The 21419-nt window shown below is 67.5% G+C and carries 21 protein-coding genes; 15 read left to right on the forward strand and 6 right to left on the reverse strand.

Annotated elements, in window-relative coordinates; genetic code table 11:
• Nucleotides 1–222: 222 nt before the first annotated feature.
• Both PXJ20_RS05850 and PXJ20_RS05855 read left to right on the forward strand, forming a co-directional pair.
• The gene (locus PXJ20_RS05850) at nucleotides 223–624 is read left to right on the forward strand and encodes a GFA family protein (protein ID WP_421030398.1); all 402 of its coding nucleotides are present in this window, start codon (nucleotides 223–225) and stop codon (nucleotides 622–624) included.
• A 132-nt stretch (nucleotides 625–756) separates the two neighbouring features.
• Nucleotides 757–3414 carry a penicillin-binding protein 1A gene (locus tag PXJ20_RS05855; RefSeq protein WP_421030399.1) on the forward strand — a complete coding sequence of 886 codons (2658 nt, stop codon included), beginning with the start codon at nucleotides 757–759 and terminating at the stop codon, nucleotides 3412–3414.
• Between the two features lie 96 nt (nucleotides 3415–3510).
• Here PXJ20_RS05855 and PXJ20_RS05860 read toward each other — a convergent pair whose 3' ends face one another.
• The 5 genes from PXJ20_RS05860 to PXJ20_RS05880 form a co-directional block, all read right to left on the reverse strand.
• Complete coding sequence (locus PXJ20_RS05860) at nucleotides 3511–4056, reverse strand: periplasmic heavy metal sensor (protein WP_421030400.1); 546 nt, start codon at nucleotides 4054–4056, stop codon at nucleotides 3511–3513.
• A complete protein-coding gene (locus PXJ20_RS05865) occupies nucleotides 4053–4499 on the reverse strand; it encodes a hypothetical protein (protein WP_421030401.1) in 447 nt (148 codons plus the stop codon). Before PXJ20_RS05865 ends, PXJ20_RS05860 begins: the two co-directional genes overlap by 4 nt.
• 9 nt (nucleotides 4500–4508) lie before the next feature.
• A complete protein-coding gene (locus tag PXJ20_RS05870; protein ID WP_413213833.1) occupies nucleotides 4509–5093 on the reverse strand; it encodes an RNA polymerase sigma factor in 585 nt (194 codons plus the stop codon).
• Between the two features lie 439 nt (nucleotides 5094–5532).
• On the reverse strand, nucleotides 5533–5943 hold the full coding sequence (locus PXJ20_RS05875) for a YXWGXW repeat-containing protein (RefSeq protein WP_421030402.1): 411 nt from the start codon (nucleotides 5941–5943) through the stop codon (nucleotides 5533–5535).
• A gap of 94 nt (nucleotides 5944–6037) precedes the next feature.
• Nucleotides 6038–7108, reverse strand: coding sequence for a LacI family DNA-binding transcriptional regulator (locus PXJ20_RS05880; RefSeq protein WP_421030403.1), 1071 nt, complete (start codon nucleotides 7106–7108; stop codon nucleotides 6038–6040).
• 191 nt (nucleotides 7109–7299) lie between these two features.
• On the opposite strand from PXJ20_RS05880, the gene PXJ20_RS05885 reads away from it, so the two are divergent.
• The 13 genes from PXJ20_RS05885 (at nucleotide 7300) to PXJ20_RS05945 (ending at nucleotide 20261) form a co-directional block, all read left to right on the forward strand.
• Entirely contained in the window at nucleotides 7300–8475 is a 1176-nt protein-coding gene (locus PXJ20_RS05885; protein WP_421030404.1) for an ABC transporter ATP-binding protein, read from the forward strand.
• Nucleotides 8476–8564: 89 nt separating this feature from the next.
• Entirely contained in the window at nucleotides 8565–10571 is a 2007-nt protein-coding gene (locus PXJ20_RS05890) for a beta-galactosidase (protein WP_421030405.1), read from the forward strand.
• Nucleotides 10572–10671: 100 nt separating this feature from the next.
• Complete coding sequence (locus PXJ20_RS05895; protein WP_413213834.1) at nucleotides 10672–11928, forward strand: ABC transporter substrate-binding protein; 1257 nt, start codon at nucleotides 10672–10674, stop codon at nucleotides 11926–11928.
• Between the two features lie 127 nt (nucleotides 11929–12055).
• Nucleotides 12056–13039: a carbohydrate ABC transporter permease gene (locus PXJ20_RS05900; RefSeq protein ID WP_421030406.1), complete on the forward strand. Its 984-nt coding sequence runs from the start codon at nucleotides 12056–12058 to the stop codon at nucleotides 13037–13039.
• Between the two features lie 10 nt (nucleotides 13040–13049).
• Nucleotides 13050–13901: a carbohydrate ABC transporter permease gene (locus tag PXJ20_RS05905; RefSeq protein ID WP_114809064.1), complete on the forward strand. Its 852-nt coding sequence runs from the start codon at nucleotides 13050–13052 to the stop codon at nucleotides 13899–13901.
• Between the two features lie 98 nt (nucleotides 13902–13999).
• Nucleotides 14000–15292 (forward strand): type II toxin-antitoxin system HipA family toxin, encoded by a 1293-nt coding sequence (locus PXJ20_RS05910; protein WP_421030407.1) that lies wholly within the window; start codon nucleotides 14000–14002, stop codon nucleotides 15290–15292.
• Nucleotides 15279–15572 (forward strand): helix-turn-helix domain-containing protein, encoded by a 294-nt coding sequence (locus PXJ20_RS05915; protein ID WP_017772969.1) that lies wholly within the window; start codon nucleotides 15279–15281, stop codon nucleotides 15570–15572. Before PXJ20_RS05910 ends, PXJ20_RS05915 begins: the two co-directional genes overlap by 14 nt.
• 120 nt (nucleotides 15573–15692) lie before the next feature.
• Nucleotides 15693–16130, forward strand: a complete 438-nt coding sequence (locus PXJ20_RS05920; protein WP_421030984.1) for a DUF1924 domain-containing protein — start codon at nucleotides 15693–15695, stop codon at nucleotides 16128–16130.
• A 44-nt stretch (nucleotides 16131–16174) separates the two neighbouring features.
• Nucleotides 16175–16687 (forward strand): diheme cytochrome c, encoded by a 513-nt coding sequence (locus tag PXJ20_RS05925; RefSeq protein ID WP_126876865.1) that lies wholly within the window; start codon nucleotides 16175–16177, stop codon nucleotides 16685–16687.
• Entirely contained in the window at nucleotides 16653–17435 is a 783-nt protein-coding gene (locus PXJ20_RS05930) for a cytochrome b/b6 domain-containing protein (RefSeq protein WP_411828981.1), read from the forward strand. Before PXJ20_RS05925 ends, PXJ20_RS05930 begins: the two co-directional genes overlap by 35 nt.
• 122 nt (nucleotides 17436–17557) lie before the next feature.
• The gene (locus PXJ20_RS05935; protein ID WP_421030985.1) at nucleotides 17558–18232 is read left to right on the forward strand and encodes a response regulator; all 675 of its coding nucleotides are present in this window, start codon (nucleotides 17558–17560) and stop codon (nucleotides 18230–18232) included.
• Nucleotides 18229–19614, forward strand: coding sequence for an ATP-binding protein (locus PXJ20_RS05940; RefSeq protein WP_421030408.1), 1386 nt, complete (start codon nucleotides 18229–18231; stop codon nucleotides 19612–19614). The genes PXJ20_RS05935 and PXJ20_RS05940 overlap by 4 nt, the downstream gene beginning before the upstream one ends.
• Before the next feature lie 170 nt (nucleotides 19615–19784).
• Nucleotides 19785–20261: a hypothetical protein gene (locus tag PXJ20_RS05945; protein WP_017772976.1), complete on the forward strand. Its 477-nt coding sequence runs from the start codon at nucleotides 19785–19787 to the stop codon at nucleotides 20259–20261.
• A 126-nt stretch (nucleotides 20262–20387) separates the two neighbouring features.
• On the opposite strand, the gene PXJ20_RS05950 is transcribed toward PXJ20_RS05945, so the two are convergent.
• The gene (locus PXJ20_RS05950) at nucleotides 20388–21344 is read right to left on the reverse strand and encodes a cation diffusion facilitator family transporter (protein WP_421030409.1); all 957 of its coding nucleotides are present in this window, start codon (nucleotides 21342–21344) and stop codon (nucleotides 20388–20390) included.
• Between the last annotated feature and the right edge of the window lie 75 nt (nucleotides 21345–21419).

Genomic DNA, 21419 nt, shown 5'->3' on the forward strand with positions numbered 1-21419 from the left:
CGCTCGCGGTGGGAATCCGTCGCTCGTCGGCGCGGTCGGCCCAAAAAAAGCGGATCGGGCGCAGCCGCCCGTGCCTGCCAACCAGGCCTAACCACACCAATCGGGCCTAACCGCACCCGATGGGCCCCAATCGGCCCCCCAGCAAGCGTTTCTATAATGCAAGGCACGCGCGCTGAGCCACACGGCGCGGGGCGCTCTTCAACGCGAAAGCCAGGAGGAACCATGCTGCTCAGAGGCGGTTGCCATTGCGGACAGGTCCGCTACGAAGTGCACGGCGAGCCCTTCGATTCCACTGTCTGCCATTGCGCCGATTGCCGGCGCGTGGCGGCGGCGCCCGTCGTCGCCTGGTTCAGCGTGCCGCGCACGGCGTTCCGTTTCGCGAGCGGCGAGCCGAAGCGCTATGCGTCGAGCGAGCCGGTGCTGCGCACCTTCTGCCCCGAATGCGGCACGTCGCTCACCTACCAGCACCGCGACTTTCCCGATGAAATCGACGTCGCCACCTGCAGCCTCGATGCGCCTGCGCGGGTGCCGCCGATGCATCACACGTGGACGTCGGACAGCTTGCCGTGGGTCGTGGTGGCCGATGGCCTGCCGCGCTATCCGCAGGACGCCACAGACGCCTGAGCGCGGTCTGGCGCGAGCATGCCGCGCGCCACCGGCTCCCGCCGCGCATCCAGCCGCACGTCCAGCCGCACGTCCCGTTGCGTTTGACACTTTTGGTACGATGCACGCTTTTCCAGCCGCTCCCCTTTCCGCGTGAACCGCCGATTCGTTTCCCTTGTCCGCGAGCGCTGCGCTCGCTGGTTGGCCCACGCCAAGCCTGCCGTGGCGAAGACGAGGTCCATTGCGGCGCCGCTCGCCGCCCGTGCACTCGCCACGGTGCGCTTTCTGGCCGGTGCCGCGTGGTTCCATCTGCGGCATCCCACGCGTCGCGGTGTCGCGCTCACGGTGGCCGCCGTGCCCGCGCTCTTCGCGCTCTACGTGCTCGTGCTGATTCCATTCACGCCGAGCATCAGCGACATCCGCAAGGCGCGCGTGGACCAGCCCGCGCAGATTCTTTCCGCCGACGGCAAGCTGCTCGCCGAGTTCAAGCCCTCCAACCGCGAGTGGGTGCCGCTCGCCGAGATTTCGCCGCACATGGTGGATGCGCTCATTTCGACCGAGGACCATCGCTTCTACGAGCACCACGGGCTCGACTGGCGGCGCACGGCGTCCGCGGCGCTGCACACGTTTTCGGGCGACCGCCAGGGGGGCTCCACCATCACGCAGCAGCTTGCGCGCAATCTCTATCCCGACCAGATCGGCCGCGCGCCCACGCTCACGCGCAAGCTCAAGGAAGCCATCACTGCGTTCAAGATCGAAGCGGTCTACAGCAAGAGCCAGATTCTCGAAACCTATCTGAACACGGTGCCGTTCCTCTACAACGCCTACGGCGTGGAGATGGCCGCGCGCACCTACTTCAACAAATCGGCGAGCGAACTGGACGTGCTCGACGCCGCCACGCTCACGGGCATGCTCAAGGGCAACAGCTACTACAACCCTGTGCTCAACCCCGAGCGCGCGCTGGAGCGGCGCAACACCGTGCTCGCGCAGATGGTGAAGTACGGCAAGCTGAGCCCCGCCGCGTTCCAGAGCCTGAAACGCAAGCCGCTGCGTGTCGACTTCGAGCGGCAGACCGAGCCGCCCGGGCCCGCGCCGCATTTCGCGCAGCAGTTGCGCAAGTGGCTGATCGCGTGGGCCGATCGCAACGACTACAACGTTTATTCGGACGGCCTCGTGGTGCGCACCACGATCGATTCGCGCCTGCAGGCCATGGCGACCCAGGCGCTCGCGCGGCAAGGCAACCAGTTGCAGGGCATCGCGAACGGCGCATGGAGCGGACGCGACGGCTGCTCGGCCGGCAGCGACCCGTTCCGCGCCTTCATGCGCGAGAGCCCTGACTATCGCGCCGCGCGCGACGCCGGGCAGGCCGACGAAGCGGCGCTCAAGCAACTCGCCGCGGACCGCTCGTTCATGCGCGGTCTGTGCAAGGACAAGACGCGTATCGAAGCGGCCTTTCTCGCCATCGACCCGCGCAACGGCCAGATCAAGGCGTGGGTGGGCAGCCGCGACTTCACCGACGAGCCCTTCGATCACGTGCAGCAGGCGCGCCGTCAGCCGGGTTCCACGTTCAAGCCGTTCGTCTACGGCGCCGCGTTCGAACAGGGCGCAAAACCGACCGACACCTTCATCGACCAGCCCGTCGAGATCCCGCTGGCAGGCGGCGAGGTCTGGCGCCCCGACGACGACGTGCCGCCAACCGGCCGTCCCATGACGCTGCGCGACGCGATCGCGTACTCGCGCAACCGCATCACCGCGCAGTTGATGCAGACGGTGGGGCCGGAGCGCGTGGCGCGTCTCGCACGCGCCATGGGCGTGCGCGACAGCCGGCTCGAAACGGTGCCGTCGCTCGCGCTCGGCACGAGCCCGGTCACGCTCAAGGAGATGGTCTCGGCCTACGCGACCATCGCCGACGACGGTGCCTATCACGAGCCGCGCATGGTCACGCGCATCGAAGATCACGACGGCAACGTGCTGGCCGAATTCGAGCCGGCCTCGCCGGAGCAGGCGCTGCCCGAGGCCGCGGACAAGACGCTCATCGACGTGATGCGCGACGTGGTGAACCGCGGCACGGGCGCGGCGATTCGCACGCGCTTCGGCATTCGCGCCGACGTGGCGGGCAAGACCGGCACGACGCAGGGCAACACGGACGGCTGGTTCATCTTGATGCATCCGCAACTGGTGGCGGGCGCGTGGGTAGGCTTCGACGACGGACGCGTGACGCTGCGCAGCGACTACTGGGGGCAGGGCGCCCACAGCGCGTTGCCGATTGTCGGCGACTTCTTTTCGCGGGCGCTGTCCACCCGCATCGTCGATACGCGTGCGAAGTTCACGACCGAGGTGCAGCCAGGCTGGTTCGACGTGTTCCGCGAGAAGCTGCGCGCGTGGATCGAGCATCTGTTCCCGTCGACGAAGAAGACGGAAGTGGTGGCGCCGGTGAAGCGGACGCCGCCGCGGGCGGTGCCGGCGTCGGAGGTGTCCGGGGCATCCGGGGCTTCTGGCGCGATGGCCGCTTCGGCTGCCTCGGCTGCACCCGCTGCTTCGACATCGGTTGCTTCGGGTGTGCCGGCTTCGGGGGCTGTTGCGGCTTCCGGCGCCGTGGCTGCGTCGGGTGCGGGCGCACCGACGTTCCCGTTCGGCGTGCCGCCCATCATTCGTGCGCCGGGCGCGTTGCCGTCGGAGCAGCCGCCGTCGTCGCCGACACCTACGCCCGATGTGACGGAGCCTGGCGCCGGAGCAGGCACGAGCACAGGCACGAGCTCAGGCTCGAGTTCAGGCACAAGCGGCGAAGCGGCGCAGGGGCAGAGTCAGTAGGGGCACTGAGTCTCGCGAGCGCGCCTGCCCTGGCTTGGGGCTGGCCAATACGCAGCGGTAGTCAGAAGCAAGAGGCCCAAGGGCTGAAAGGCCACTTCACTCGCTGGCCGCCAGCCCTTCCTGCGCCTTGCCTTGTTCGCTGCCTTGTTCACTCTCCTGCTGCTTTTTCTGCTGCTGCAACGGTAGCCGCCATTGCCCACGGCGCTTGAGTCCTTCGGCGAACTTCGCGCGCTCGTCGGGCGTGAGCGTCGCGGCGAAGTCGGCCACGCCCTGCTCGATGTGGGTGCGCAGCGCAGTGTCCGCGGCGCGCGTGCGGGCGAGGGCGGCGTCGAGTGCCGGCCGATCCAGTTGCGGTGCCGCGAGCAGTTCCAGCACCTGATGCCGCGCTTCGCGGCCTTCGAGTGCGAAGTCGCGGCCTTCGCGCCGCGCACGCTTCAACGCATCGAGAAACTGCTGCTGACGCTCGGGCGACAATTCGCTGGCGGCAAAGCGCAGCGCCGTCGGCGGTTGCACGCGTGCTGCCGCGTGGGTTTCTCCGCGCGTGCTGAACCATTGAATCGCGCCGCCGCCAATCGCGCCCAGCAGGAACGCGTTGAGCACGAGCGAGCCCACCAGCGCCAATTTCCAGGACCGCTCGCTCATTCGCCGCTCCAGTCCGCGGACGATCCGCCGAAACTCGTCGTCATGGAAGGCCCGCTCGCTTCGTGCATCGGCTCGCCAGTCACGAGGAAGAACGACACGGCGAACGCGCCGGCCAGCCCGCCCGCGAGCCCCACGCCCGCAATCGCGGCGCCCGACCACCAGAGCGGCGAGCGCTGCCAGAAGAAGCGCGGCCGCCCGCGTTTTCGATTGCCCGCAGCCGTAGGCGCGGAGGCCATCACGCGTTCGTAAAGCGCGTGGTCCGGCGGCGCGACGAGGTGGCTTTCGAGCCACGTGTCGAGGCTCGACTGCTTCGCGAGCAGCGCATCCGCTTCGGCACGGTGTCTGTCGGCCCAGGCTTGCGCGTCGGCGCGTTCGCTGGCGGGCCAGCGGCGCGGCTCGGCGCCGTATGCCTCGACGATGGCCCGGAATCTCTCAGGTGTCATGGCATGTCCTCACGTTGTTTCGGGGCCGCTGCCGGCCAGTTGTGCGCGCAGGTTGCGCCGTGCGCGCGCCAGCAGGCTCTCCAGCGCATCGACCGAAATGCCCATCACGGCCGCTGCCTCGATGTTCGAGAGTTCCTGGTAGTAGTTGAGCACGAGCGCCTCGCGCTGGCGCGGCGGCAGCGCCGCCAGCGCGGCCTGCACGCGCGCGTCGCGCGCACGCGCTTCGAGCCGCGCGTCGGGCAGCGGAGCGGGGTCGGGCTCGTCCGGTATCTCGTCCACGGGGTCCTCGCGATGGCCGCGCAGCCGGTCGTAGCAGAGGTTCATCGCGACGCGGTGCAGCCACGTGTCGAAGCGCGCCTCGCCTTCGCGCCAGCGCGGCGCCTGCTTCCAGATGCGCACGAACGCTTCCTGCGCGACGTCCTCGGCTTCTGTGCGGTCGCCCAGCATGCGGGTGGCGAGCGCAAGCAGCCGCGGCAGCTTGCGGGCCACGAGGGCGCGCACGGCCGCAGGCTCTTCCCGGCCGACCCGCGCAAGGAGGTCCGCGTCGGGATCGCGTTCAGGGTCACGCGTATCGAAGCGGCCCGCTGCGCTCAAGGGCCGCTCTTCGCTCGACGGTCGCTTTTCGCTCAAGGGGCGTTGTTCCGTGCGGTCCGGCGTTGAGCCCGTGAGGTCGCCGAAGCGTGTCTGCGGGCACGAATCGTTTTCACCTGGAGTGGCTCCCTGCGGATCGGATGGTCCGTTGGCGGTGCCGGCACGCGGCATGGCTTGCGTCTGCGCTGCGCGGGGCGCAAGCGGCGAACGTGCGGGCGTTTCGGTTTCGACCTGCATTGCTTCGGCAGCGGCGTGTGCCCCGTTCGGTCGTCAATATACGACGACCGCGGGACGGTAATACGCGGGCCGCGCCGGCACGACCACACAGCCGGCGAGCGTGGCCGCGGCGAGCGTCAGGATCAGAAGTGTCTTCATGGCTTCACCGTTCGCGCTGGGCGGGTCGCTTGATCGGATAACTGCGTCCGTCGAAGGGCGAGAGACCTCAACGCGCCCAATGTCCTTCCACCCAACGCCAGTTCGGCCCGCGCCGCACCCAGTGGCCCGGCACCCACCGATACCCCACGCGCACGGGCTGCCAGTGGCCGGGCACCCAGACGTACTGGCCGTGCGCCCAGCGCCAGCGGCCCTGGTCCCAGACGTAGCCGGCCCGCGGCGCCGGCATGACCTCCACGCGCGGAGGCGGCGGCGCGACCGGCGCGATGATGACGGCCTGCGCGAAGGCGGCCGGGGCGACCAGCAGGACGGCGGCCGCGGCGGCGAGGCGGACGCGGCCTGCCGAGCGTGCAGGAACGCGTGCAGGAAAACTTGCAGTGGAACGCGTGGCGGACCGTGCGGCAAAACGCGTGGCAAAACGTGTGGCGCAAAGCGCGCGAAGGACGTCAAGGAACTTCATAAGAGGTTTCTCCCGTTCAAGACAGCGGATGGGTTCCGTTTCTGTTTGAACGGGCGCCGGGCGGGAATCCGTCGCGCGCGGGCGTTACGGCGAATTACGCGATGAATGACGCCAGGCGCGGCGGCGCCGTGGAGGCCCGCACGACGAGCTTCGGCGCCGAGGCAAGACACATGCGCGGCGCGGGCTGGTCGGTGCCGGCCTGGTCGGTTCCCGTTATCACCTCGCGCGGCGCACCTTCGATCAACTCGCGCAGCAGCGTGACCGCCAGTTCCGCCGCTTCCACCGTGGGCACCGCGACGGTCGTCAAAGCGGGCCGCGATTCGCGCGCCGGCAGGATGTCCGTGATGCCCACCACCGAGAGATCGCGCGGCACGTCGAGCCCGAGGTCCGCCGCGGCTTGCATGGCACCCAGCGCGGGCAGGTCGTTGGTGGCGAAGATCGCCGTGATGGACGGGTCGCCTTCGAGCAGATCGCGCGTAGCCGTATAGCCGCCGTGGACCGTGTCCGCGGCCTGGCGCACGTGCGCCGCGGGCACTTCGATGCCGGCGGCGCGCGCGGCATCCACGAAGCCGTCGTAGCGGGCCGCGTGAATGCCCGAGACCTTGCTGCCCACGATCACGCCAATGCGCCGGTGCCCCAGTTCGATCAGATGCGCGCCCGCCAGTTGCCCGGCCAGGCGGAAGTCCACCGCCACGCAGGGCAGCCCGGGCGGCTCGTTCGGCCGCTCCCACATGCAGAGCACGACGGGCGCGCCGCGCGCTTCGGTTAGGCGCAGGTCGGCGAAGTCGAGGTTCGCATTGGTGACGAGCACGCCTTCGGAGAGCGTGCCCGCGATCTGCTCCAGGTACGCGCGGCCCACGACCGGGTCTTCGTTGGTGTTGCAGATGATGAGGAAGTGGCCGCTCGCGCGCGCCGCGCGCTCCACGGCGAGCGCGAACTCGGGATAGAACGGGTTCGCGATGCTCGACACCATCAGCGCGATGGTGGGCGCGCGGCCTTCGGCCAGCGCGCGTGCTGCCAGGTGCGGCCGGTAGCCGAGCGTCTCCACGGCTTCCAGTACGCGCCGGCGCGTTTCTTCGCCCACGCGGCCCCGGCTGCGCAGCACGTTGGAGACGGTGGCGGGCGTCACGCCTGCATGGCGTGCGACTTCGCTGAGTGTGGGCATGGGGTTTCCATTATTTGGGACGCCTGTTCAATGTTTGCGTCATCGCGGTTTGGACGGCACTATTGCTCCACCCAAAAACGATATCGGAGACAACAGCCGGCCATTGATCGCACCCGCGGTCAATTTTTTTCGGACGGTTGATTAAGCGCTTAATCTCCGACTTCGAGCGATTAAATCACGGAGTCGATGCAATGGCGAGCATTTCGTTGAGAGGCGTGCGCAAGGCCTATGACGGCGCCGCGCCCGTCATTCGCGATGTCGATCTGGACATTGGCGAAAACGAGTTCTGCGTGTTCCTCGGGCCGTCGGGCTGCGGCAAGTCCACGCTGCTGCGCGTGATCGCGGGCCTGGAAGACGCGACGGACGGCGAGGTGTGGATCGGCGGGCGTGCCGTCAACGACGTGCCCGCGGCCCAGCGCGGCGTGGCCATGGTGTTCCAGAGCTACGCGCTCTTTCCGCACATGACCGTGTTCGAGAACATGGCCTTCGGTCTCAAGATCGCAAAGACGCCGAAAGACGAGATTGCCCGCAAGGTCAACGAAGCCGCGCGCATTCTCCAGCTCGACGCCTTGCTGCAGCGCCGTCCGAGGGAGCTTTCGGGCGGCCAGCGTCAGCGCGTGGCGATTGGCCGCGCGATCGTGCGCGAGCCCGGCGTGTTCCTGTTCGACGAGCCGCTTTCCAACCTCGATGCCACGCTGCGCGGCCAGACGCGCATCGAGATCGCGCGTCTGCATCGGCAGTTCGCGAAGGCGAGCGTGGTGTACGTGACGCACGACCAGATCGAAGCCATGACGCTCGCCGACCGCATCGTGCTGCTGCACGCGGGCGCCGACGCCGAGCGCTACGGCAGCATCGCGCAGAGCGGCGCGCCGCTCGAGCTGTATCACCGTCCCGCCAGCCGCTTCGTGGCGGGCTTCATCGGCTCGCCGCGCATGAATTTCCTGCCGGGCACCGTCGCCGGCATCGGCCCCCAAGGTGTCACCGTCGCGCTCGCGCAGACGGGCGAACGCGTGAGCGTCGCCGTGGAGGGCAGCGGATTGCAGCCTGGCCAGCCGGTCACGTTCGGCGTGCGTCCCGAGCATCTCGAACTTGTGCTGGGCGAGTCCGCTGCGGGCCATGAAGCCGGCCACGACGCGCAAGGCGTCACGCTCACACGCGGCGTCGCGCTCGTGGAGCGCCTGGGCGAGCACAGCTACGTGCACCTCGATCAGCCCGGCGGCGATGTGCTGATCGCTAAGGTGCCGGGCGGCGCGCAGATCGACCGCGGTCATCGCGTCACGTTCCGAGCCAGTGCCGCCGCCTGCCACCTGTTCACCGAAGACGGCCGCGCCGTGCCGCTGCTCCAGACCGCCGAGCACGTGGCCTAGCCGCGCCGCACTGTCCTTGATCGTCCCTGATCGTCCCACAACGCACACACCTGCCAACCAGCACACAGAACACCCAGGAGACAAACGCAATGCGCCTTGGAGTCTGCTACTACCCGGAACACTGGCCCGAATCGATGTGGGAAGACGACGCCCGTCGCATGAAGGCGCTCGGCATCAGCCAGGTGCGAATCGCCGAGTTCGCCTGGAGCCGCATGGAGCCGAGCCCCGGCGAATACGACTGGGGTTGGCTCGACCGCGCCGTGGACGTGCTCGGCAACGCGGGCCTTCAGGTCGTGATGTGCACGCCCACGGCAACGCCGCCGAAGTGGCTCATCGACCGGCATCCCGACATCCTGCCCGTAGGCGCCGATGGTCGCGTGCGCGGCTTCGGTTCGCGCCGTCACTACGACTTTTCGTCACCGTCGTACTACGAAGCGTCGCAGCGCATCTGCACGGCGGTGGCCGAGCGCTACGGCAAGCATCCCGCCGTGGCGTACTGGCAAACCGACAACGAATTCGGTTGCCACCAGACCGTGGTCAGCTATTCGCCTGCTGCGGTGGCGCGTTTTCGCGAGTGGCTGCGCGCGCGCTACGGCACCGTCGACGCATTGAACCGCGCCTGGGGCACCGTGTTCTGGAGCATGGAGTACCGCAGCTTCGACGAGATCGACGCGCCCATCGGTACGGTCACCGAAGCGCATCCGTCGCACCGGCTGGACTATCGCCGTTTCGCGTCGGACGAAGTGGCACGCTACAACCGCATGCAGGTGGAGATCATCCGTGCGCATTCGCCGGGGCGGCCCGTTGCGCACAACTTCATGCAACTCTTCACGGAGTTCGATCACTACAAGGTGGCCGCGGATCTCGACGTCGCGACGTGGGACAGCTACCCGCTCGGCGCGCTCGAAGAACTGTGGTTCGCGCCGGAACTGAAGGCGCGCTGGTTGCGCACGGGGCATCCCGATTTCGCGTCGTTCAATCACGACGTGTATCGCGGCATGTCGAAGCTGCCGTTCTGGGTGATGGAGCAGCAGCCCGGTCCCGTGAACTGGGCGCAGTGGAACCCCGCGCCGCTGCCAGGCATGGTGCGTCTCTGGAGCTGGGAAGCCTTCGCGCACGGCGCGGGCTGCGTGTCGTACTTCCGCTGGCGCCAGGCGCCGTTTGCCCAGGAGCAGATGCACGCGGGCCTCAATACGCCCGACAACCGTCTCGACCTGGGCGGCAACGAAGCCACGCAGGTGGCCGCCGACATTCGCCGCGTGCTGGACGCGCATGCCGATGCTACGCACAACGTGCAGGCCGACGTCGCGCTCGTGTTCGACTACGAGGCGAAGTGGCTCTTCGAGGTCCAGCCGCAAGGCGCGGACTTCCACTACCCGCGCTTCGCGTTCGAGTACTACTCGGCGCTGCGCTCGCTGGGGCTCGACGTCGATATCGTGCCGGCTCACGCGCCGCTCGACGGCTACAAGCTCGTGGTGGTGCCGCCGCTGCCCGTCGTGCCCGACGACTTCGCTGATCGCCTCGCGCGCTCCGGCGCACAGGTGGTGCTCGGGCCGCGTACGGGATCGAAGACGCGCGATCTGCAGATTCCGTCGAACCTTCCGCCGGGTGCGCTCGCCGACTTGCTGGGTGCGCGCGTGTGGCGCGTGGAATCGCTGCGGCCGAACGTGGACGTGCCGGTGGTGTCGAGCCATGCCGCAGCCGGCGCGAAGCCGTTCGCAGGTGTGGGCCGCCACTGGCGCGATCTGATCGATACGGGCACGGACGGCGAACGCTACGTGTCCGGCGCCGAAGTGCGGGCCACCTTCGGCGATGGCCATCCCGCCTGGGTGCGCCGCGGGCGCGTGAACTACCTGGCAAGCCTGTTCGACGATGCGCTCACCGCGCACGTCTTCGCACAGATCGCAGGCGAAAGCGGGCTCAACGTGACCGCGCCTGGCGAGAGCGTTCGCGTGAGCCGTCGCGGCGGGCTCACCTACGTGTTCAATTACGGCGAAGCGACGCACACCGTCGACGGCGTGGACGCCTCGGCCTTCGTGCTCGGCTCGCGTGATGTCGAACCGCAAGGCGTGGCGGCTTATCGCACGCCGGCCTGAGCACGCTCTTTTCGCCACGGGTCGAAACAACCGAAACAACCGAACCAATCGCGCAGTACCAGTCGCAGCAAACCTAAAAACCAAGGAGACAGACATGACGGTGAAGGCACGCAGGTTCCGCATCGGGCTCGCAGCCGCCACACTCGCGGTGGCAACGGCCGCATCGTGGATCGCGAACTCGGCTCACGCGGGCACGCTCGCGGTGAACGTCGCGTTCAAGGGCGCAAGCCAGCGCGCGGTGTGGCAGTCGGTATTCGACGACTTCCACAAGGCGCATCCCGACATCGACGTGAAGGCGTCGTTCATCGACGAGGAAGCCTACAAGGTGCAACTGCCTGGCTGGCTCACCACCGTCGCGCCCGACATCGTGAACTGGCACGACGGCGAGCGCATGGCGTACTACGCGAAGCGCGGCCTGTTCGAAGACCTCACCGCCGACTGGGCGAAAAACGGCTGGAACGACATGTATGCGTCGACCAAAGAGGCGTCGTCGTATGCGGGCAAGCAGTACGCGGCGCCCACGGTGTACTACGCGTGGGGCATGTTCTATCGCAAGGACCTGTTCAAGAAGGCCGGCATCGACGCTGAGCCGAAAACGTGGGACCAGTTCCTCGACGCGTGCCGCAAGCTGAAGGCCGCGGGCATCACGCCGATTGCCGTGGCGGGCCGCGACGCCTGGACGCTCGCGGGCTGGTTCGACTATCTCGACCTGCGCCTGAACGGCAATGCGTTCCACCAGAAGCTGATGGCAGGCGAAGTGCCCTACACCGACGCGCGCGTGAAGAAGGTCTACACCACGTGGAAGCAACTGATCGACGATCACGATTTCATCGACAACTCGCTTTCCTACGATCTGGACTCGGCGCAGCCGTTCCTGTTCCAGGGCAAGGCCGCGATGATGCTGATGGGCACGTTCATCACGGGCGGCTTCCCGGCGAGCGTGAAAGAGGAGATGAGCTTCTTCCGCTTCCCGATCATCGACCCGAACGTGCCGACTGCGGAGGACGGCCCGGTGGAGTCGCTGCACATTCCGTCGAAGGCGAAGAACAAGGCCGACGCACGCACGTTCCTCAAGTTCGTGGAAACGCCGGAGATCGGCGCGAAGATCGCGGCGGGGCTCGGCTCGCTTTCGGCCAACAGCAAGTCGCCTGAGCCGGAAGATCCCATCTCGCGCATCGGCTTTCAGATTCTGTCCACCACGCGCGGCGGCATCGCCCAGTTCTACGACCGCGACATGACCAAGGAAATGGCCGACGAAGGCATGAAGGGCATGCAGCAGTTCGTGGCGGATCCGACGAAGCTGGACGCTGTGCTCGCGCAGCTCGAAGCCACGCGCAAGCGGATTTATCACAAGTAAGCTCGAAGCGAGTGTGGGTGGTTGAAGGGCGGTCCGGCGTGTAGAGTCGGGCCGCGCAGGTTGGGCCGCGCAGCGATGGCCACGCAGCCTCTTACCGGAAGCCACCCGCCTCGCGAGGAGAATCGCCGTGTTGCATTCCATCACACGTCAGAGCGTCCAGCCCGTGCCGGGCGGACCCGCGTCGGGTCTGCCGCCTTCGTCCGCCTCGCGTGGCGATACGGGCGGAAATACGGGCGGCAAGCCGTCGCGCCGGCCTTCGCCCACCGCACGCCGCCAGCGCCGCGCTGCGTTTCTGTTCCTCGCGCCGGCCTGCGCGATGGTGGCCGTCTACGTGATCTGGCCGATTCTTTCCACCATGACGCTCAGCTTCTACAGTTGGGACGGCATGAGCGAGCGCACCTTCGTGGGCCTTGCGAACTACGTCGAACTGTTTCAGGCGCCCACCTTCTATACGGCGCTCAAGAACAACCTGATCTGGCTCGTGCTGTTCCTGCTCGCGCCGCCGGCGGGCCTTGCAGTGGCGCTCTATCTGAACCAGCGCGTTGCGGGCATCCGCTTCGTGAAGTCGCTGTTCTTCGCGCCGTTCGTGCTCTCGGGCGTGGTGGTGGGGCTTGTGTTCTCGTGGTTCTACGACCCCACCTTCGGCCTGCTCGCGATGATGCTGGGCCACGGCGTGCCCGTGCTCGGCGACGCGCACTACGCCACCTTCGGCATCGTGTTCGCCGCGCTCTGGCCGCAAACGGCGTACTGCATGATCCTGTACCTCACGGGGCTCACGTCGCTCAACGCGGAACAACTGGAAGCGGCGCGCATGGAAGGCGCACGCGGATGGTCCATGCTCTGGCACGTCGTGCTGCCGCAACTGCGGCCTACCACGTTCATGGCGATCGTGGTCACGGTGATCGGCGCGCTGCGCAGCTTCGACCTGATTTCCGTGATGACGGGCGGCGGCCCGTTCGAAAGCTCCACCGTGCTCGCGTATTACATGTACGACCAGGCCATCAAGTACTACCGCCTCGGTTACTCGGCCTCGATTGCCGTCGTGCTGTTCGCGATCATGCTCGTCTACATCGTGTGGCATCTGCGCCGGATGCTGCGCGCGGAACACTAAGGAGGCCGCCATGTATCCGCTGCCCGTCGAAAAGTGGAAGCCCGTCAATCGCGGCCTCTACAAGCTCACGCTGCCCGTTGCGCTCGTCATCTGGCTCTTGCCGATGATCGCGGTGCTCGTCACTTCCGTGCGTTCTTCCGAGGAACTCAGCGAAGGCAACTACTGGGGCTGGCCGAAGCACATCACGTTGCTCGACAACTATCGCGAGGCGCTGACCACCTCGCCGATGCTTCACTACTTCTGGAACAGCGTGCTGATCACGGTGCCCGCGGCGGTGGGCGCCATCGCGCTGGCGGCAATGGCAGGCTTTGCGCTCGCCACCTATCGCTTTCGCGGCAACACGGCGCTCTTCGCCACATTCGTGGCTGGCAACTTCGTGCCGATCCAGGTGCTGATGATTCCTGTGCGCGACCTGTCGCTCGCGCTGGGCGTGTTCAACACGGTGCAGGGCTTGATCCTGTTTCACACGGCGTTTCAGACGGGCTTCTGCACGCTGTTTCTGCGCAACTTCATCAAGCAGTTGCCGTTCGAGCTGATCGAAGCCGCGCGCATCGAAGGCGCGGGCGAGTGGACGGTGTTCTTTCGCATCGTGCTGCCGCTGATCCGGCCCGCGCTCGCGGCGCTCGGCATCCTCGTCTTCACGTTCGTCTGGAACGACTACTTCTGGGCGCTCTGCCTCACGCAGGGCGACGACGCAGCGCCCATCACCGTCGGCGTTGCGGCGCTCAAGGGGCAATGGACGACGGCGTGGAACCTGGTGTCGGCGGGCTCCGTGCTCGCGGCGCTGCCTTCGGTCGCCATGTTCTTCGCCATGCAGAAGCACTTCGTGGCAGGGCTCACGTTTGGGGCGACGAAGGGGTAGGGGGCACCGGTTGTGCGCTGAAAAGCATCGTATAAGAGGCGTATAAGGGGTAGGTGGAGCGATTGTGCTACATTTATGAAGCACAACGGAGCCGCTTGATGGATTGCACCCTACAGATATTCCTCGACGACCGCTGGGTGGATTGCGCCCAGATCGAACTCGACGGCCGACTTTGCCAATGGAATTACCAGGTCATGTATGCCGTCGAGCATACGGATGCCTCGTTGTCTCTGGCCGAGCCGGTGGACATGGATATTCGCGCCGCCCGCACCATGCCCGCCTTCCTCTACGATCTGGTCCCGCAGGGCGCCGGTCGTCGGTTCCTGCTGGGCGAACTGGAACTCGCGGATGGCCCCGACGCAGATTTCCCGCTCATCTGCACGGGCGCGTTCAATCCGGTGGGCCGCATTCGGGTTGCCGAGGCGGTCCGCTACTTCGAGACGCACGTCGCGCGGCATCCGGCCTCGCGCGGCCTGCCGGGCCTCACCATGGACGACGTCATGGCCCGCAGCGCCGAATTCGCGGAACGGATGCGCCTGCACGGCATGTTGGGCACGGGCACCACGGGTGTGCAGGGCGCCGCGCCGAAATATCTGCTGACGCGCGATCGGGCGGGTCTGCTGCACGGCGATGCCGTACTGCCCGATGCCGATGCCACGCAGCACCTCATTGCGAAATTGCCGCGTGGCAAGACGGCCGCCGACGAAAAGGTCCTGCGCAACGAGGCGGCGTATATGCGGGTGGCCGCCGCACTCGGTATTCGAACGCACGCGGATTTGCCGACGCTGCATGGCGACGTGCTGCTGATTCCGCGCTTTGACCGGATCGCCCGCAACGGGAGCGTCGTGCGTCTTCATCAGGAAAGCGTCGCGTCCATTCTGGGGTTGTCCGGCTTTGATCGGCGCCCGAGTCTGTTCGAGGTTGTCGCCGGCATTCGCCGTGTCGTGACCGATCCCGCGGCCGAGACGCTCGAATTCCTCAAGCGCGACGTGCTGAATCTCGCCATGCGCAACACCGACAATCACGCACGCAATACGGCGGTACAACTCGTCGACGGTACGGTCAGGCTCACGCCGTTGTTCGACTTCGCACCGATGTACCTGGACCCCGAAGGCGTGGCCCGCACGCTGCGGTGGTATCACCCGGACACCCAGGTCGAACTGGGGGAATGGGGCGACGTTCTTGCCGCGCTGTCTCTACCTGACGATGAGCGCCGCGCACTCGCCCGCGCAATGAGCCGATTCGGCGCGCAGCTCGAGCGCCTCGCCGGCATCATGGAAAAGCACGGCGTCGATCACGACATCGTCGAATTCCTGACGCCGTCCATCGACGCGCAGGTCCGGCAACTCAAAGCGCTTCAACCGCCGGAGTCTCCCCATGCCGCGCCGTAACCCGCCGACCCGTGACGAGCAGAACGCGCTGCGTCGCGCGTTCTACGAAAGCATCGAGCGCGGCGATATGAGCATTGCCGAGACCATGAAAACGATGCGCGAGATGACGGGTCTCACGCAGGAAGAATTCGCCGCGCACCGGGGCGTGAGCCGTCGGGTGATTCAGGACATCGAGCGCGGCACCGGCAACCCGACCGTCGAATCGCTCAATAGCATTGCGAAGCTTTTCGGCCTGCAAGTCGGGTTCGTTCCGATCCGGCGAAAGGTCCCGGCCTCGTAGGGCCGCAGTCCACCGCACTCCACCGTTAAGAAAGCGGTAAGGAACCCTGCCGAACATGGGAGGCATCCACTGGGAGAACCCACGATGCCGACCTTCGGAAGTCCTCGCCCATCTCGCGTGATGCACGCGCTGCGTGTCCGCACGGGCATCGCAAACGCAACGGCAATAGCGGCCATCACCGCCATCGCCACGCTCGCCGCCGCCACGCTGGCCCCGCAGGCGCATGCCGAGACCCCGGCACAAATCCTCAGTAGCTACGCCGCGCAAGCCGGCACCGCGCCGGCGCCCGCGCGCGGCCAGCAGTTCTTCACGAGCCGGCACGGGCACGAATGGGCCTGTGCGAGCTGCCACGGCGCCATGCCCACCGGCAACGGCCAGCATGCGGCCACCGGCAAGACCATCGCGCCGCTGGCACCGGCCTTCAATCCCGCGCGCTTCACCGATACCGCGAAAGTCGAGAAGTGGTTTCGCCGGAATTGCGGCGACGTCGTGGGCCGCGAATGCACCGCCGCCGAAAAGGCCGATGTGCTGAGCTGGTTGATATCGATCAAACCCTGACCGGCCGGCCAACCGTATACCGGTCCAATCGAGGAGACAGGCACATGGATTTTCCATTCCCGCTTGCAGCGCGTACTGCGCGTCCTGCCGTCGCTCGTGCGCTGGCCGCCGTCGCCATGACGGCGCTCGCTGGCTTTGCTTTCGCAGACGACGAACCCTACGTGAGCGCCGTGGCGCCCCTGCCCAAGTACCAGCAGGAATGCGCGGCATGCCATATCGCCTATCCGCCCGGCATGCTGCCCGCGCAGTCGTGGCAGCACATTCTCGGCAACCTCGAGCATCACTTCGGCACCAATGCGTCGCTCGACGCGGCCTCGGTCAAGCAGATCGAAGGCTGGCTCGTGGCGCATGCCGCGCAGGGCGGCACGGCGGCGAAGGCGCCGCCCGAGGACCGCATCACCCGCAGCCGCTGGTTCGCCGCCGCGCACGACGAAGTGTCGCCCTCGGTGTGGCGGCTTGCCGCGGTGAAGAGCCCGTCCAACTGCGCCGCGTGTCACCGGCGTGCAGATCAGGGGAATTTCGATGAACGATACATCCGCATCCCGTATGGAAAATGAGTCCATGTCGCCGGCCGACGGCACTTCTGCGAGCGGGCGTCCTGCCGGCACCGTCCGCATTCTGGTCTGGGACGCGCCCGTGCGCGTCTTCCACTGGCTGATGGTGGTCTCGTTCGCGCTCGCCTGGCTCACGGCGGAAAGCGAACGGTGGCGCCTCGTGCACGTCACGCTCGGCTACACGATGGTGGGCCTCGTTGCATTCCGGCTGATCTGGGGGCTCGCCGGCACGCGCTACGCGCGCTTTGCCTCGTTCGTGCGGGCGCCGGGCGCGGTGGTGCGGTATCTCGCGAGTCTGGTGAAGCGGCACCCGGAGCCGCATGTCGGGCACAACCCTGCGGGCGCTGTCGCGATCGTGGTCATGCTGCTGCTGACGCTCGCGATCGGCGCTACGGGCTGGGCCGCCTACAACGACGTGGGCGGCGAAGCCTTCGAGGAACTGCACGAGGGCGCGGCCAACGCGATGCTCGCGCTGGTGGCCATTCACGTGGCGGCGGTCCTCGTGAGCAGTGTCTTGCACCGCGAGAACCTGGTTCGTTCGATGGTGACGGGATACAAGTCCGGGCGCGTGCGCGACGGCATTCGCAGCGCGCGATGGGGCGTGGCTGCGCTCCTGATCGTCGCCGTGCTCGCGTGGTGGGGCTCGCAATGGCAGGCGGCGCCGCGGGCAGGCGCATCGTTGACGGAGCCTGCGGCGGGCGCCGCGCATCGGTCGGGCCAGGGCAACGATAGCGATCACGACAGCGATTGATTCGTGAGCATCCCGCGACTCACGAGAAACACGAGAAACACGAGAAACACGAGAAACACGAGAAACACGAGAAACACGAGAAACACGAGAAACACGAGAAACACGAAAGGGCCCTGTTGGACGTGCGAATCCTGCTGATAGAAGACGATCCCCTGCTGGGCGACGGCATTCGCGCCGGCTTGCGCCAGCAGGGTTTCCAGGTGGACTGGGTCCGCGACGGCGACGCGGCGCAGCGCGAGCTGCGCGCGCATCCGTATGCGGCGGCGGTGCTCGACCTCGGCCTGCCGCGCATGGATGGGCTGGAAGTGCTGCGCGTGGCGCGCGATGCGGGCGTGGAGCTGCCCATTCTCGTTCTGACCGCGCGCGATGCCGTGCCGGATCGCATCCGCGGACTCAATGCCGGCGCGGACGATTACGTGGTGAAGCCCGTCGATCTGCACGAGCTGGCGGCGCGTCTGCATGCGCTCGTGCGCCGCGCGCACGGCCGGCCCGGCGAGCGGCTCGAAGCGCAGGACATCGTGCTGGAGCCCTCCTCGCGCACGGTGTATCGCGCGGGTGTGCCGGTTGCGCTCGCCACCCGCGAGTTCGACCTGCTGCACGTGCTCATGCTCAACGCGGGGCGCGTGCTTTCGCGCGAGCAGATCGAGCAGCATCTCTACAGCTGGGGCCAGGAAGTGGAGAGCAACGCCGTGGAGGTGCACGTGCATCGCTTGAGAAGCAAGCTGGGCAGCGACCTGATCCGCACCGTGCGCGGCGTGGGCTACGTGCTGCTGCGCGAACCCGCGGGGCCGGCATGACCCGGCCGCGCTCGCTCCAGGGCCAGCTGCTTCTGCTCGTTGCCGGCGTGCTGCTCGCCGTGTGGCTGGTGGCCGCTGCCTTCACCTGGCACGATGCGCGGCACGAGATCGACGAACTGCTCGACAGCCATCTCGCCCAGGCCGCGGCGTTGCTCGTGATGCAGGAGACCCGCGCCGTGGACGACGACGAAGACGCCATGGACGCGCCCACCCTGCATCCCTATGCGCCCAAGGTGGCGTTCCAGGTGTTCCACGAGGGGCGGCTCGGGCTGCGCTCCGCGAACGCGCCCACCGAGCCGATGATGAGCGCCGGCCGCTCGCATGCGGCGGGCTTTTCCACCGTGCGCATCGACGGCAAGACCTGGCGCGTGTTTGCCGCGCGCGGCGCGCAGCACGACGTCGAGGTCTACGTGGGCGAGCAGGTGGATTCGCGCCGGGCGATTCTGCTGGCCGTGATGCGCGGCGCCTTCTGGCCGATGGCGCTGGCGTTGCCCGTGCTGCTGCTCGCCACGTGGTGGGCTGTGCGGCGCGGCGCGAAGCCGCTGCGGGAGTTGGGCAGCACGCTCGCGCGGCGCGATCCGCGCGCGCTCGACGCCGTGCGCATGCAGCATGCGCCGCTCGAAATGGTGCCGCTGCTCGATGCGCTGAACCGCCTCTTCGATCGCATTCGCGTCGTGCTGGACGCCGAGCGGCGCTTCACCGCCGACGCCGCGCACGAACTGCGCACGCCCATCGCGGCGATCAAGGCGCAGGCCCAGGTGGCGATGGCCGAAGACAACCTCGAGTTGCGCCGGCATGCACTGGGCCGCTTGCTGGAGGGCTGCGACCGCGCGGCTCACCTCGTCGATCAATTGCTGTTGCTCTCGCGCCTCGAAGCCGGCGCGCCGATGGATACCGCCGAGGTCGCGCTCCCCGCGCTCGCGCAACAAGTGGTGGCCGACATTGCGCCGCAGGCGCTCGGCAAGCGCCAGCAACTCGAACTGGAGGCGAGCGATGCCTGCGCTGTCGAGGGCAACGAGGTGCTGCTCGCGTCGCTGATTCGTAATCTCGTGGACAACGCGGTGCGCTACAGCCCCGCGCTTGCGCACATTGCCGTGTGGGTGCGCAGGCGTGGCGAGCGCGTGGTGCTGGGTGTGGAAGACAGCGGCCCGGGGCTTGCCGACGAACAACTCGAGCGCCTGGGCGAGCGGTTCTTTCGCGGTGGCTTCTCGGAGGAAGAAGGCGCCGCGCCGAGCGGCAGCGGGCTCGGCTGGTCTATCGTGCGGCGTGTTGCCGCCGTGCACGGCGCGCAGGTCGAGGTGGGGCGCTCCGCGGCGCTGGGCGGGTTGCGCGTGACGGTGTCGTTGCCGCGCGCCCGTTCCGGAGATTCGGTACGCCGCTGACCGCTGTCGAGCGCCGTTGACATGTGTCAAGCCCGCAGCCGTCTTGCCGCGACAGCATGGAACCTGTGCGTCGCTCAGCGCCGGCACCTGCCATTGCAGCGTGCCGTTGTGGGCGACGAGGTCGCTGCGAAGCAAGGGGCTTCGCGTCGCGACGCATCGATGGAGGCACCATGCAAAAGTTTCGATTCCTGATGATTCCCGCGGTCGCACTGTTCATGGCCGCGTCGGTTTCCGCCCATGCGGCCCAGTTGGACCGCAGCGTCACGAAGAACGGCATGACGATCCACTTCGGCATCGTGCCGGCCGAGCGCGCCCAGGCCGTGGAAGGCAGCGCCAGCGCGCCGACAGAGGCCGTTTCGGCGCCGGCGCGGGGCAGCTATCACCTCGTGGTCGCGTTGTACGACAAGGCCAGTGGCGCGCGCATCGACGATGCCGCGGTGACGGCGAAGGTGACGCGCCCAGGTCCGAAGTCGGGCCCCAAGGTGCAGGTCAAGGCGCTGCAGCCGTTGAAGGTCAACGACACGGTCACCTACGGCAACTACTTCGACATGCCGTGGCAAGGGCGCTATCGCATCGATCTGTCGATCAAGCGCAAGGACAGCATCGACGCGACGAAAGTGCGCGTGACCTACGATCAGCAGTTCTGACGGCGCCACGCGGGCCGGGCCACGCGGGCCGGGCCGCGCGGGCGTCGACGGTTGTTTCAACGACGCCCGCTTCAACGCTTTCCCTGCTTCAACGCTTCCGTTTCAACACGTGCTTTAACGCCGGCTTCACCGCTCCGCCGCCACCACGGCGGATGCATCAGGCGCCGTCGCCCTGCGCGGATCGACGTGCGTCATCACGTTGAGCACGCGGTGGCGCGACAGCACGCGGCGCCGCGCTTCCACGGCGATGTCGTGCCCCGCTTCCACGGAGATCGCGCCCGCCACCTCGATGTGGACGTCCACCACGACCATGTCGCCCATCTTGCGCGTGCGCAGGTCATGAACGCCGATCACGCCGGGTGAACTCACGAGCGTCTCGCGAATGGCGTCCACCTCGTGATCGTCGGCGGCACGGTCCATCAGATCGTGAAGTGCTTCCCAGCCGAACTGCCAGCCCATCTTGAGCACCAGCAGACCCACGACGAGCGCCGCGATCGGGTCGAGTATCGGGTAGCCCGCCAGGTTGCCGATAATGCCCACGCCCACCACCAGCGAGGACGCCGCATCAGAGCGCGCGTGCCACGCGTTGGCCACCAGCATGCTCGACTTCACGCGCTTGGCCACGGCCAGCATGTAGCGGAACAGCAGTTCCTTTGCCGCGAGCGCGCCACCGGCAACCCAGAGCGCGATGACATGCACGCGCTGCACGGACGCAGGGTCTTCGAGCTTGTGCACCGCCGACCACAGCATGCCCACGCCCACCGCGGCGAGCAGCGCGCCCAGCGCTAGCGACGCGCCCGTTTCGAAGCGTTGGTGGCCGTACGGATGCGCTTCGTCCGCGCCCTTCTTGCTGTGATGGCTCGCGAAGAGCACCACGAAGTCGGCAATCAGATCGGATAGCGAATGAATGCCGTCCGCCACCAGACCCTGCGAGCCCGAAAGCAGACCGGCGAGCACCTGGCCCGTGGTCAAGGCGAGGTTGACCACCACGCTCACCCACGTGCTGCGCGACGCCGCGGCGGCGCGTTCGGCAGGCGTGTGTTCGTTGTTCTCGGTGTCGTCAAAGAGTTCTTCGGTCTTCATGTCGTTGCTTCGTTCGTCAAAGGAAAGGCTTCAGGCGGCGCGACAGGGCTGCGGACACAGCGAAGGCCGTGTGCC

Origin of the sequence: Paraburkholderia sp. A1RI_3L (assembly GCF_048957895.1) — a bacterium.
Lineage (GTDB): Bacteria > Pseudomonadota > Gammaproteobacteria > Burkholderiales > Burkholderiaceae > Paraburkholderia > Paraburkholderia kururiensis.